The following is a 12,530-nucleotide window of genomic DNA, read 5'->3' as shown; positions in this document are numbered from 1 at the left end:
GGGCGATTATTGTGGCCAAGGTATTCGTTTTCGACCATCCATTAATTCAGCATAAGCTAACTTACATACGTGATAAAAACACAGGAACAAAGGAATTCCGCGAGCTTGTCGATGAGGTTGCCACACTGATGGCATTTGAAATCACAAGAGACATGTCGCTTGAAGATATTGATATCGAAACACCTGTCTGTTCGACGAAATCCAAGGTATTATCGGGTAAAAAAATGGGCGTTGTGCCGATTTTACGTGCAGGAATCGGTATGGTCGATGGTATTTTAAAATTAATCCCAGCTGCAAAAGTGGGTCATATCGGTTTATACCGTGATCCGGAAACTTTGATGCCGGTTGAATATTACATTAAGCTGCCAAGCGATGTCGAAGAGAGAGATTTCATTGTGGTTGATCCAATGCTGGCAACTGGCGGTTCAGCGGTGGAAGCGATTCGCTCTTTGAAAAAGCGCGGCGCAAAACATATTAAATTTATGTGTCTAATTGCAGCACCAGAAGGCGTAGAGGCTGTCAAGGAAGCCCACCCTGATGTCGATATCTATATTGCGGCATTAGATGAGAAATTGAATGACCACGGCTACATCGTCCCAGGTTTAGGTGACGCCGGGGACCGGTTGTTTGGTACGAAATAGGATCCTTCCTGAAAAAAGTCGAGAAATTACTCGGCTTTTTTTGTTTTTTTGCTAAAAATCCGATATCCATATAAAATTTCAGCTTTTTAATAATAGGTCATCGTTGGATTATGAACGAATCACTCTTTATTGGCGAAGGTTTGATACCTTTTGAGCGAATTCTAGAGTGTAATGAGCGAATCTTAGGAAGTAATGGGCGAATTTATTGCGTCAATGAGCGAATTTAAAAAATATCCATTTTTGCATACTTTCCCCCCTCAATGAAAACGATATGGAAAAAGGGGAAATCTGCTGATGAAACTTCTACTGGCATTACTGCTAGCTTTTCAAACTCCTAAAATACTCATTCATCCTTCCATTACCGAAAGCATGCAGGAAACCACCGCGATTATTATTCTGGACAAACCACACACCGAAGAGGAAATCCGACAGCTCCTACAACCTTACAAAGGCGTGAAGCTGCGCCGAATATATCACGAGGCACTGGATGGTTTCTCTGTCCAAGGCAGCGCCGCCTCCCTCGCAAAACTTGCAGCGACGAGCCAGAAACAAATCACCAATGTCTCACCGGTCATACAGTATCAGGCTGAGACCGAGGAAAGTGTGGAGATTATTGGCGGGGAGGAAGTCCGCAGATTTTTCGATAATAAAAATCAAAGACTTACCGGTAAAGGAGTCACGGTTGGGGTGATTGATACTGGCGTCGACTATACACATCCGGATCTCAAGCGAAACTATGCCGGCGGCCGCGATTTGGTCGACAATGACCGTGATCCGATGGAGACGCTTGCCCTCGGTAAGGCGACCATCCATGGGACCCATGTCGCAGGGATCATTGCGGCCAATGGAAAAATCAAGGGCGTCGCCCCGGAGGCAAGAATTGTCGCGTACCGGGCGCTTGGACCGGGCGGGGGCGGAACGACAGAGCAGGTGCTGGCAGCAATAGACCAAGCCATCAAGGATAAAGTTGATATTGTTAATCTTTCCCTCGGAAATGATATCAACGGGCCAGACCTGCCGATCAGCCTTGCCCTTAACCGTGCGGTCGACCGCGGCATCGTGGCGGTGGCGGCCTCGGGGAATTCTGGGCCCAATGTGTGGAGCGTCGGCTCACCAGGAACGGCCTCGAAAGCAATCTCGGTGGGGGCATCAACGCCTACCCTCGAGACTCCATATATATCTATAGTAGGAAGTCGGGAACAATTCCAAATTGAGCCGATGGAAGGCTCGGCCACGTGGAATCTTGATCGTTCCATAGACGTAGCGGATGGAGGGCTCGGCCGACCTGATGAACTGAAACATGTCGATGGGAAAATTGCCCTCATCGAACGAGGCGTCCTAACGTTCACACAAAAAGCAGAAAATGCCCAAAAGGCGGGGGCAAAAGCGGTGCTGATCTACAATAATGTCAGCGGGGGCCGCTTCATGGGAAACCTGGACTCTCAGCTGACCATCCCTGTCGGAGCACTTGCGAAGGGTGACGGAGTTATTTTACAAAAAGAAATAAAAAAACAAACGACCGCGGCAAGGGTGGTGGTTAGCGAAGAGCGGGATCAGCTCGCCGACTTCAGCTCGCGCGGCCCTGTGACAGGCTCATGGGAAATTAAGCCGGATATTGTTGCACCTGGGGTCGCCATTAATTCGACGATTCCGGGCGGCTACCTGTCTTTGCAGGGGACGAGTATGGCTGCACCGCATGTCGCGGGGGCCTGTGCGCTAATCAAGCAGGCCCATCCGGATTGGTCCCCGGAGCAGATCAAAGCAGCGCTGATGAATACGGCAATACCACTGGCTAAATCAAGCACGGCAACGAATCCTAGACAGAGTTATTACCGCACCTTTGAACAGGGAGCCGGCCGAATTCAAGTGGATCAAGCAATCAAAACGAGCACACTCGTATCGCCTAGCAGTATGCACTTTGGGAAATTTACCGAGCAGAGTGATGTCCAGAAAGTCTCCCTCACTGTGGAAAATACGGGTTCGCATACCCAGACTTATTCGTTCGATATCCCGCCGCACGTCGATGGGCTCCACTGGCGGCTCCCGTTATCGTTTACGCTCGAACCGAAACAAACAAAGGACATCACTGTGGAGTTAACGGTTGACCCGAACGTGTTTATGGGAAAAATACAAGACGGCTTCCTCAAGCTCCATGCAGGGACCGCAACCGTTCGAATTCCGTATCTCTATGTCCTGGAGGAGCCGAACTACCCGCGCGTGATGGGCTTTGATTTTACAAATGGCGACAGACCTGGGCAGTATCGGTATGAGGTGTATTTGCCGGGTGGGGCAGAGGAATTTGGAATAGCGTTGTTTAACCCAGAGGATTATCGCTTTGTCGGCTTTTTAGATACGATTACCAATGTGAAAAAAGGACTAATTCATAGGGACATACCGAAGGAAAAACTTCCACGGGAAGGATCGTATCTGGTGAAAGTTTTTGCGAAAAAAGCGAATAAAGAGGATTTTCTCGAACGTATGATTACAATTGAGAAAACACCAGATGAATAATCATGCCCATTATAGGGGAAATGCCTTCTATATTTATGTACCATAATAAAAGTTCATAAAATTGTACCTTTAGTATAATTCTAAACGTTCACAAAATAGACACAAAATAGGCATATATCCTTCACAATTTACAATACAATAGGGATGTTGGATAAAGTTCTGGAATGGAAAATAATTCAGCGAATACTTTGTGGTATAATTCACGTAAATTCATTGACATTGACAGGGTGCTATTGTATGCTAACAAAGGGTGTAAATGATAGGGTTTTCATGTAAAAATATCTATCTGAAGATAGTATTTTGGCTATGAATTTTACCATTGCCCGCTTGACTCTCTCTCCAGAGTGAGGATGTGTTTATATGCGTAAAAACAACCGCAATCCATTTCAAGCTATGGCTTTAATGTCCGCAATTGTCTCCCAATTAGTAGGTTCCATTCTAATAGGTATTTTCTCAGGCAGATGGCTAGATCGTCAGTGGGGCACCGAGCCAATTTTCTTAATAATCGGACTGCTCATCGGTCTTGCAGCGGGCACCTATTCCATGCTTTTATCCATCCGCCATTTCTATTCAGGAGAAAAATAACTATGCCAGATTTCAGAGTTATGTACAACAGGCAGCGCAAATGGATTTTTTACTTGTTGTCCATTTATGTTCTAGGCTGGGGCTTCACATCTTATCAAACCGTATTTTTAGGACTGATTCTTGGGACATGCTTCAGTTATCTGAACCTTTGGTTCTTGGTTAGAAAGACGGAGAGTTTTGATAAAAAAGTAACTGAGGGCAAAAAGCCTAAATCCTTAGGGTCGCTCTCGAGAATGGCGATGGCTGGAATTGCCGCGTTAATCGCCTTGAGATATCCAGAGCAATTCAATATGATTTCCTTAGTGGTAGGATTGATGACATCCTATATTGTCATTATGATAGATTATTTTTACCATGCTTTGCATGTACATAAATGAAGCGGAAGCGAGGTGAGTTTACATGCATCATGAGGCTCCAGAATTTGAATTTATGGGTCTTTGGTTTAATGGCGCAAATATGCTGATGATTACGATTGCTAGTTTAATCGTTTTCTTAATAGCTGTCCTTTCTACACGAAAGTTAGCAATGAAACCCACAGGGATGCAAAACTTCTTTGAATGGGTAATGGACTTTGTAAAAGGGATCATTAACAGCACGATGGACTGGAAAGAAGGCGGAAGATTTCACATCCTTGGAATTACATTAATTATGTATATTTTTGTATCCAATATGTTAGGCCTTCCATTTTCAATCGTGGTTGATGATAAGCTTTGGTGGAAATCACCAACAGCCGACCCAATCATTACTTTGACATTGGCCGTTATGGTATTGGGACTATCCCACTATTATGGCGTCAAGTTAAAAGGTGCAAAGGGTTATGGAGAAGGGTTCTTCGCTCCGATGAAATTCTTATTCCCTTTGAAAATTATTGAGGAATTTGCCAATACGCTGACTCTTGGTCTGCGTCTATATGGTAACATTTACGCTGGTGAGTTGCTTTTATCACTATTAGCAGCAGGATTAGCCCATCAAGGTATTGCCGGTACGATCGCAGCGATTCCGCTGACAATGGTATGGCAAGGGTTCTCTATTTTCGTTGGTACGATCCAAGCTTATATTTTCACAATGTTAACAATGGTTTACTTGGCTCATAAAGTGAGTCACGACCATTAATAATACACCGTTCATTTTTATGAACACTATAAAAAAATAATTTATGTTTCATACATTTAAGGAGGAAAAAAAGTAATGACAGGATCAATTGGTGTTTTAGCAGCAGCAATCGCAATCGGTTTAGCAGCAGTAGGAGCAGGTATTGGTAACGGTCTTATCGTAGGACGTACAGTAGAAGGTATCGCTCGTCAACCAGAACATCGTGGTTTACTACAAACAACAATGTTTATCGGGGTTGCGTTAGTTGAAGCATTACCGATTATTGGGGTAGTTATCGCGTTCATGGTATTAAATAAATAATTTTAGGCAAATTCACATTGGCGATGATCAACAAATCTTCGCCATTCATTTATGCGTTTTTTCTATCGTTAAGCAACTCTTGAAAGGAGTGAACCGAGGGTGTTAACAAACAGTTTTGTATTAGCGACTGCTGCGGAAGGCGGCGGCCACATTAATACTGGAGATATCTTCTTCCAGCTCATCGTTTTTATTGTTTTGTTAGCCTTGCTCAAAAAGTTTGCTTGGGGTCCATTAATGGGCATCATGAAACAGCGTGAAGAGCATATTGGTAACGAAATTAGTGCGGCGGAAAACAGCCGTTTAGAAGCACAAAAGATTTTACAAGAGCAGCGCGATCTTTTAAAAGAAGCTCGTAATGATGCTCAAAACCTAATTGAAGGTGCGAAGAAGCAAGGCGATATCCAGCGTGAAGAGATTATCGCAGCAGCCCGCACGGAAGCTGATCGTATGAAAGAATCAGCGAAGCTTGAAATTGAGCAGCAAAAAGAAAAAGCAGTTGCCGCGATTCGTGAGCAAGTTGCGTCCCTGTCTGTATTGATTGCTTCTAAAGTAATTGAAAAACAAATCACAGCAGCAGACCAAGACCAACTGATTAGCGAATATATTAAAGAGGCAGGAGAAGAGCGATGAGCAACTCTATGGTAGCTAAGCGCTATGCGTTGGCTCTTCTAAATATTGCAAAAGAGACGAATTCGCTCGGAGTTATTGAAGAAGAACTTCGTGTAGTGAAGGAAGTTGTACAATACAATCCTGAATTAAAAGCCATCTTAAATTCTTCTAAGCTTTCACTTGAAAAGAAAAAAGAAATTATTAAGACTGCTTTCGCATCAGTTAATGTAAATGTACTCAATACACTGTTGATCTTAATCGACCGCCACCGTGAAGACCAAATCATTGATTTGGCGAATGAATTTTTAGAGCTGGCAAATGAAGAAATGGGCATTGCCGAAGCTGAAGTTTACAGCACACGTGCGTTAACGGATGCAGAACGCGAAGCGATTTCATCTGTATTTGCTGCTAAAATTGGCAAAAAGTCACTAAAAATCGAAAATATCGTAGATTCCAACCTGCTTGGCGGCATCCGCCTCCGCATTGGAAATCGTATATATGACGGGTCATTAAGAGGTAAACTCGATCGTTTAGAACGTAAATTGTTAAGTTAGAACGAAAAGCGGAAGCGACCGTTTAGCGACGTATGGACTGGAGTGGTCCGACTGAGATAAAGGAAACACGAAGAGCGTTAGCGATTCGATGTTGACTTATCGCAGGGAGGAACACGAAGTACACTAGTCGCTGGGAGCTGAAGCTGGACAATTATCGAAGTCGCATGTTGCGACATTTTATGTAAATGTAGATTAGGGGTGAAACTCATGAGCATCAAAGCTGAAGAAATTAGTTCCCTGATAAAAAAGCAAATTGAAAACTATCAGGCGGAAATTCAAGTAACGGATGTTGGTACAGTTATCTCAATCGGTGACGGTATCGCACGTGTTCATGGCCTAGACAATGTCATGGCTGGAGAACTTGTTGAATTTTCAAATGGCGTTATGGGTATGGCACAAAACCTAGAAGCTAATAACGTCGGTATTATCATTCTTGGACCTTTCACTGAAATCAAAGAAGGTGACGAGGTTCGCCGTACAGGACGCATCATGGAGGTTCCGGTTGGTGAGGAACTTATTGGTCGCGTGGTTAACTCCCTTGGACAACCAGTTGATGGTATGGGTCCAATCAACACGACAAAAACACGCCCAGTGGAAGCGGTGGCTCCAGGCGTTATGGCTCGTAAATCCGTTCATGAGCCATTACAAACAGGTATCAAAGCGATTGACGCCCTTGTGCCAATCGGACGTGGTCAACGTGAATTAGTAATCGGTGACCGTCAAACAGGTAAAACATCTGTTGCTATCGATACAATCTTGAACCAAAAAGGTCAAAACATGATCTGTATCTATGTTGCGATCGGTCAGAAAGAATCTACAGTTCGTAACGCCGTTGAAACACTACGTAAATACGGCGCATTAGAATACTCAATCGTTGTTACTGCATCTGCATCACAACCTGCTCCATTGCTTTATTTAGCTCCATATACAGGAGTTTCAATGGCAGAAGAGTTTATGTATGCTGGCAAACACGTATTGATCGTATATGATGATCTTTCTAAACAAGCAGCTGCATACCGTGAGCTTTCCTTGCTGCTTCGTCGTCCTCCAGGTCGTGAAGCATATCCAGGGGATGTATTCTACTTGCACAGCCGTTTACTTGAGCGTGCAGCGAAAATTAACGATACACTTGGTGCTGGTTCAATCACTGCGCTTCCGTTCATTGAAACTCAAGCGGGTGACGTTTCAGCGTATATCCCAACAAACGTTATTTCAATCACTGATGGACAAATTTTCTTACAATCTGACTTATTCTTCTCCGGTGTACGTCCGGCGATCAACGCTGGTCTATCCGTATCACGTGTAGGTGGATCTGCACAAATCAAGGCGATGAAAAAGGTATCTGGTACCCTACGTCTTGACCTTGCATCATACCGTGAATTAGAAGCATTTGCTCAGTTTGGATCAGACTTAGATAAAGCAACGCAAGCGAAATTGAATCGTGGGGCGCGTACGGTTGAAGTTCTTAAACAAGACCTGCACAAGCCGCTTTCAGTTGAAAAGCAAGTTGCAATCCTTTACGCATTAACACGCGGCTTCCTTGATGATATTCCATTAGAGGATGTACGTCGCTTTGAATCAGAATTCCTTAATTGGTTAGACCACAACCGCAAAGAGTTGTTAGACCATATTACAAAAACGAAGGATCTTCCTTCTGATGACGATATGGCTTCTGCAATCAACGCCTTCAAAAAGACGTTTGCAGTTTCCGAACAATAGGGTCTGACATTTAGTACGGTGAGGTGAGCGGCACTGTGTGAAGATTTCACATGATGCCGCGCGCTTTCCAGACATTCTTTGAAAAAGGGTGGTGAGAACCTATGGCTTCATTACGTGAGATAAAAACTCGTATTAATTCAACGAAAAAGACGAGTCAAATTACGAAAGCAATGGAAATGACCTCTGCTGCGAAGTGGAATCGTGCCGTCGTGAATGCAAAGCAATTTGTTCCTTATATGGAAAAAATCCAAGAGGTAACGGCGTCAATCGCGCTTGGCTCAGGCGGAGTAAATCATCCCATGCTGACAAGTCGACCTGTTAAGAAAACCGGTTATGTTGTAATGACTTCTGACTCAGGACTTGCTGGTGCATTTAACAGCAACGTGCTCCGTCGTGTGAGTCAAACAATTAAAGAACGTCATAAATCGAATGATGAATTCGCGATTATTGCAATCGGACGTGTAGCTCGTGACTTTTTTGTCAAGCGCGGCATGAATGTGGTCCTTGAGACAATCGGGATCCCGGCCCAGCCAAACTTTGCTGACATTCAAGACATTACCCGTGCAACCGTTGGAATGTTTGCCGATGGCACATTCGATGAACTATATATTTATTACAGTCATTATCTAAGTGCGATTTCACAGGAAGTCCTTGAGAAGAAGCTTCTTCCACTTACGGATTTAACGACTACTCAAAAGACGATTTCCTATACATTCGAGCCATCTGCAGAAGAAATATTAGAAGTTCTCCTGCCTCAATATGCTGAGAGCTTAATTTTTGGCGCTCTCCTAGACAGCAAAGCGAGTGAGCACGCTGCTCGGATGACAGCAATGAGAAATGCAACAGATAACGCAAAAGAACTAATCAATCACTACACACTAGTCTTCAACCGTGCCCGTCAAGCATCGATTACACAAGAAATCACAGAAATCGTCGGCGGTGCGGCAGCTTTAGAATAGGACATGTAGTTTCTTTAAAATAATTCTAATCTGGTGCCTGACACCAGTTTAACCATTTAGACTTTGAGCAGGGAACGATCATACCGTTCCCGACTCATTTTGTTCAGTTTAGAACAATGCGCGCGGGCCACACTGAGGTCATTTTTCAAAAATGCTTAGGGGTGGTTTTCGCGTAAGAGTAAGTTAGGAGGGAAAACGATGAGCAAAGGACGCGTTCTTCAGATTATGGGTCCGGTAGTTGACGTTAAGTTCGAAAGCGGTCATCTGCCTGCGATTTATAATGCGTTGAGAATTTCAAGTAAAGCGAGTAATGCTTCCGAAGTTGATATCAACATTACCCTTGAAGTAGCTCTTCATTTAGGTGATGATACAGTTCGTACAATTGCGATGTCAACAACTGACGGTTTAACTCGTGGAATAGAAGTTGAAGATACTGGTGCACCAATTTCGGTACCAGTTGGTGATGTGACTCTTGGTCGTGTATTTAACGTATTAGGAGAAACAATTGACCTTGATCCTGCAATTCCAGCAAACGAGCGCCGTGATTCCATTCACCGCGAAGCACCAACATTTGAAAACCTTTCTACTCAGGTAGAAATTCTTGAAACTGGTATTAAAGTAGTAGACTTACTTGCTCCTTATATTAAGGGTGGTAAGATCGGTCTATTCGGTGGTGCCGGTGTAGGTAAAACGGTATTAATCCAGGAATTAATCAACAACATCGCACAAGAGCACGGTGGTATTTCCGTATTCGCTGGTGTTGGTGAGCGTACACGTGAAGGTAATGATCTTTACCACGAAATGACGGATTCTGGCGTTATCAAAAAAACAGCGATGGTATTCGGACAAATGAACGAGCCGCCAGGCGCACGTATGCGTGTTGCTTTAACTGGTTTGACCATGTCTGAGTATTTCCGTGATGAGCAAGGACAAGACGTGTTGTTCTTCATGGATAACATCTTCCGTTTCACGCAAGCAGGTTCTGAGGTTTCCGCGCTACTTGGCCGTATGCCATCAGCGGTAGGTTACCAGCCAACTCTTGCAACTGAGATGGGTAAATTACAAGAACGTATCACATCTACAAACTTGGGATCAGTTACATCAATCCAAGCGATTTATGTACCAGCCGATGACTATACGGATCCGGCTCCGGCTACAACATTCGCTCACTTAGATGCAACAACAAACCTTGAGCGTAAGCTTTCTGAGATGGGTATTTACCCAGCGGTGGATCCTTTGGCTTCAACATCTCGTGCATTGTCACCTGATATTGTTGGCGAAGAGCACTACAATGTAGCTCGCCAAGTTCAATCAACATTACAACGTTATAAAGAGTTACAAGATATCATCGCGATCCTTGGTATGGATGAACTTAGTGATGATGATAAGTTAACGGTACAACGTGCGCGTCGTATCCAAGTATTCTTATCTCAAAACTTCCACGTTGCTGAGCAGTTTACTGGCCAACCAGGTTCTTATGTACCTGTTAAAGAAACAGTTCGTGGTTTCAAAGAGATTCTTGAAGGTAAGTATGACCACCTTCCAGAAGATGCGTTCCGTTTGGTTGGACGTATCGAAGATGTGCTTGAGAATGCAAAACGCATGGGCGTTGAGGTCTAAACTGAGCCTGGAGGGTAAAAAATGAAGACGATTAAAGTCAGTATTGTTACTCCCGATGGCCCGGTGTATGAATCAGATGTAGAAATGGTTAGTACCAAGGCAACAAGTGGTGACCTAGGGATTTCTCCTGGTCACATGCCTTTAGTTGCCCCGCTGGAGATTACGTCTGTTCGTCTTAAAAAAGGCGGTCACACGGATTATGTTGCGGTCAGTGGTGGATTTTTAGAAGTCCGTCCTGATCAAGTGACGATTTTAGCTCAATCAGCGGAACTTGCTTCTGAAATTGATGTGGAACGTGCCGTAAGAGCGAAGGAACGTGCAGAACAGCGTATGAGAGATCATCAAGCTGAGCATACCGATTTCAGACGTGCGGAGCTTGCTTTACAGCGTGCCATCAATCGCCTCGCCGTATCGGAAAGAAGATAATAGTATAGTTAAAACCCCTTTGGCGGCAATTTTTCCGAAATTGTTGCTGGAGGGGTTTTTTGTGGTTGTACTTTATTCTGGGGAATCTTTCTAAAAATAGGGATTTTATAAGGTATTTCCCGGAAATTTGAATAGTCCATTGACCGTTTTGTTCAGCTGGACTACTGCTCGATATTGGAATATTTGCATGAAATGGAAGCTTGTGAATATGATGGTAGAGGGACATGTTACTTGTTTTAGAAAAATTGCTTTTTTAGAAGAATAAAAGGGAAATTTGAAAAAGAGAGATGAGATATACGCTTTATGACAAATCTCACTGACATTGTTCACATTTTGTTGTTAAATAGAGGTTGTTGTCGAATTTATTAGGTGTTTGACTGGGGACTTCTAGTTGGCACGACATCTTCTGCTCAAACTGCACTTGCAAAATTCCCGCTTGAAGGTCTCTTTTGACAGCGGCCACTCAAGAGCCTTTCAACCGGGAATTTCGCGGCGGATAGAATCCCAATTTTTATGAAGGCGGCTTGTCGACATGGGTTTGTAACAATGCTATAATGAATTCGGTTACAATATTTACTAGTATGAAAATTTACAACATTGGAGGGGATAGACATGGAACTTCTAAATGTATATCAGAATAATTATCTGATTGTTTTTGCATTTCTGTGTCTTGGGGTGCTGCTGCCTGTGGTGGCGTTATATTTAGGTAAGCTTCTGCGTCCTCATAAACCGAGTGAGGCGAAGTATACCACATATGAGAGTGGTATTGATCCATTTCACGATTCCCGTGTACAGTTCAATGTCCGCTATTATATTTTTGCCCTAATGTTTGTTATTTTTGATGTAGAAACTGTGTTTTTATATCCTTGGGCGGTGGCCTATGATAGATTAGGGATTTTTGCGCTAATCGAGATGTTAATTTTTGTTATTATGTTATTAATTGGCCTTGTGTATGCCTGGAAAAAGAAGGTGCTACGATGGAATTAAAACTAGATGGCATTTCACAACAAGAAATGGCAGAGTTACAGCGAAATGTATTTATGACTACGCTAGAGCAAATTAAAGCTTGGGCCCGGAGCAGTTCGATCTACCCAGTGACATTTGGTCTGGCTTGTTGTGCGATTGAAATGATGGGTGTGGGTGGAGCAAACTATGATTTGGACCGTTCAGGTTCATTTTTCCGGACGTCGCCGCGTCAGTCGGATTGTATGATTGTGTCGGGCACCGTGACAAAGAAGATGGCGCCAATTTTGCGGCGATTATATGACCAAATGCCCGAGCCGAAATGGGTCATTGCGATGGGTTCTTGTGCAACAGCAGGTGGGCCGTATGTAAAATCTTATTCAGTCGTTAAGGGAGTCGATCAAATCGTTCCTGTCGATGTATACATACCTGGATGCCCTCCAAACCCAGCCGCTTTAATTTATGGAATCAATAAATTAAAGGAAAAGATTCGCTATGAAGCGAAGACTGGGAAGAAGGTGATCTAACCA

14 protein-coding genes are annotated in these 12,530 nt (G+C 43.7%); all 14 read left to right on the top strand.

Annotated elements, in window-relative coordinates:
* The first annotated feature begins 11 nt into the window (after window positions 1–11).
* Window positions 12–641: a uracil phosphoribosyltransferase gene (upp, locus tag ACE198_RS02485; protein ID WP_098571528.1), complete on the top strand. Its 630-nt coding sequence runs from the start codon at window positions 12–14 to the stop codon at window positions 639–641.
* A 294-nt stretch (window positions 642–935) separates the two neighbouring features.
* A complete protein-coding gene (locus ACE198_RS02480) occupies window positions 936–3,152 on the top strand; it encodes a S8 family serine peptidase (RefSeq protein WP_375374603.1) in 2,217 nt (738 codons plus the stop codon).
* Window positions 3,153–3,512: 360 nt separating this feature from the next.
* Window positions 3,513–3,737, top strand: a complete 225-nt coding sequence (locus ACE198_RS02475) for an AtpZ/AtpI family protein (RefSeq protein ID WP_098571526.1) — start codon at window positions 3,513–3,515, stop codon at window positions 3,735–3,737.
* 2 nt (window positions 3,738–3,739) lie between these two features.
* Window positions 3,740–4,114 (top strand): ATP synthase subunit I, encoded by a 375-nt coding sequence (locus tag ACE198_RS02470; RefSeq protein WP_098571525.1) that lies wholly within the window; start codon window positions 3,740–3,742, stop codon window positions 4,112–4,114.
* A 22-nt stretch (window positions 4,115–4,136) separates the two neighbouring features.
* Complete coding sequence (gene atpB / locus ACE198_RS02465) at window positions 4,137–4,850, top strand: F0F1 ATP synthase subunit A (RefSeq protein ID WP_098571524.1); 714 nt, start codon at window positions 4,137–4,139, stop codon at window positions 4,848–4,850.
* A 75-nt stretch (window positions 4,851–4,925) separates the two neighbouring features.
* Window positions 4,926–5,150 carry a F0F1 ATP synthase subunit C gene (gene atpE, locus ACE198_RS02460; RefSeq protein ID WP_026568218.1) on the top strand — a complete coding sequence of 75 codons (225 nt, stop codon included), beginning with the start codon at window positions 4,926–4,928 and terminating at the stop codon, window positions 5,148–5,150.
* A gap of 99 nt (window positions 5,151–5,249) precedes the next feature.
* Window positions 5,250–5,780, top strand: coding sequence for a F0F1 ATP synthase subunit B (locus ACE198_RS02455; protein WP_098571523.1), 531 nt, complete (start codon window positions 5,250–5,252; stop codon window positions 5,778–5,780).
* Window positions 5,777–6,313: a F0F1 ATP synthase subunit delta gene (locus ACE198_RS02450; RefSeq protein ID WP_098571522.1), complete on the top strand. Its 537-nt coding sequence runs from the start codon at window positions 5,777–5,779 to the stop codon at window positions 6,311–6,313. Before ACE198_RS02455 ends, ACE198_RS02450 begins: the two co-directional genes overlap by 4 nt.
* Before the next feature lie 207 nt (window positions 6,314–6,520).
* Window positions 6,521–8,032 (top strand): F0F1 ATP synthase subunit alpha, encoded by a 1,512-nt coding sequence (atpA, locus tag ACE198_RS02445; RefSeq protein ID WP_251459528.1) that lies wholly within the window; start codon window positions 6,521–6,523, stop codon window positions 8,030–8,032.
* A 101-nt stretch (window positions 8,033–8,133) separates the two neighbouring features.
* Window positions 8,134–8,991 carry an ATP synthase F1 subunit gamma gene (gene atpG, locus ACE198_RS02440; RefSeq protein WP_098571520.1) on the top strand — a complete coding sequence of 286 codons (858 nt, stop codon included), beginning with the start codon at window positions 8,134–8,136 and terminating at the stop codon, window positions 8,989–8,991.
* 198 nt (window positions 8,992–9,189) lie between these two features.
* The gene (gene atpD / locus ACE198_RS02435) at window positions 9,190–10,611 is read left to right on the top strand and encodes a F0F1 ATP synthase subunit beta (RefSeq protein WP_098571519.1); all 1,422 of its coding nucleotides are present in this window, start codon (window positions 9,190–9,192) and stop codon (window positions 10,609–10,611) included.
* A gap of 21 nt (window positions 10,612–10,632) precedes the next feature.
* Window positions 10,633–11,037 (top strand): F0F1 ATP synthase subunit epsilon, encoded by a 405-nt coding sequence (locus ACE198_RS02430; protein ID WP_375374602.1) that lies wholly within the window; start codon window positions 10,633–10,635, stop codon window positions 11,035–11,037.
* 612 nt (window positions 11,038–11,649) lie between these two features.
* The gene (locus ACE198_RS02425; protein WP_098571517.1) at window positions 11,650–12,024 is read left to right on the top strand and encodes an NADH-quinone oxidoreductase subunit A; all 375 of its coding nucleotides are present in this window, start codon (window positions 11,650–11,652) and stop codon (window positions 12,022–12,024) included.
* A complete protein-coding gene (locus ACE198_RS02420) occupies window positions 12,015–12,527 on the top strand; it encodes a NuoB/complex I 20 kDa subunit family protein (protein WP_088090195.1) in 513 nt (170 codons plus the stop codon). The genes ACE198_RS02425 and ACE198_RS02420 overlap by 10 nt, the downstream gene beginning before the upstream one ends.
* Window positions 12,528–12,530 lie beyond the last annotated feature (3 nt).

Origin of the sequence: Neobacillus sp. KR4-4, assembly GCF_042136325.1 — a bacterium.
Taxonomy (GTDB): Bacteria; Bacillota; Bacilli; order Bacillales; family Cytobacillaceae; genus Neobacillus.
Note: the sequence above shows the minus strand (reverse complement) of the source record. Positions and strands in the feature narration are given on the sequence as shown.

What these genes read in the sequence shown, in the direction of transcription:
- ACE198_RS02480 (WP_375374603.1), top strand. Translation starts at nt 936, where the DNA reads ATGAAACTTCTACTGGCATTACTGCTAGCTTTTCAAACTCCTAAAATA.
- ACE198_RS02475 (WP_098571526.1), top strand. Translation starts at nt 3,513, where the DNA reads ATGCGTAAAAACAACCGCAATCCATTTCAAGCTATGGCTTTAATGTCC.
- ACE198_RS02470 (WP_098571525.1), top strand. Translation starts at nt 3,740, where the DNA reads ATGCCAGATTTCAGAGTTATGTACAACAGGCAGCGCAAATGGATTTTT.
- atpB (WP_098571524.1), top strand. Translation starts at nt 4,137, where the DNA reads ATGCATCATGAGGCTCCAGAATTTGAATTTATGGGTCTTTGGTTTAAT.
- atpE (WP_026568218.1), top strand. Translation starts at nt 4,926, where the DNA reads ATGACAGGATCAATTGGTGTTTTAGCAGCAGCAATCGCAATCGGTTTA.
- ACE198_RS02450 (WP_098571522.1), top strand. Translation starts at nt 5,777, where the DNA reads ATGAGCAACTCTATGGTAGCTAAGCGCTATGCGTTGGCTCTTCTAAAT.
- atpA (WP_251459528.1), top strand. Translation starts at nt 6,521, where the DNA reads ATGAGCATCAAAGCTGAAGAAATTAGTTCCCTGATAAAAAAGCAAATT.
- atpG (WP_098571520.1), top strand. Translation starts at nt 8,134, where the DNA reads ATGGCTTCATTACGTGAGATAAAAACTCGTATTAATTCAACGAAAAAG.
- atpD (WP_098571519.1), top strand. Translation starts at nt 9,190, where the DNA reads ATGAGCAAAGGACGCGTTCTTCAGATTATGGGTCCGGTAGTTGACGTT.
- ACE198_RS02430 (WP_375374602.1), top strand. Translation starts at nt 10,633, where the DNA reads ATGAAGACGATTAAAGTCAGTATTGTTACTCCCGATGGCCCGGTGTAT.
- ACE198_RS02425 (WP_098571517.1), top strand. Translation starts at nt 11,650, where the DNA reads ATGGAACTTCTAAATGTATATCAGAATAATTATCTGATTGTTTTTGCA.
- ACE198_RS02420 (WP_088090195.1), top strand. Translation starts at nt 12,015, where the DNA reads ATGGAATTAAAACTAGATGGCATTTCACAACAAGAAATGGCAGAGTTA.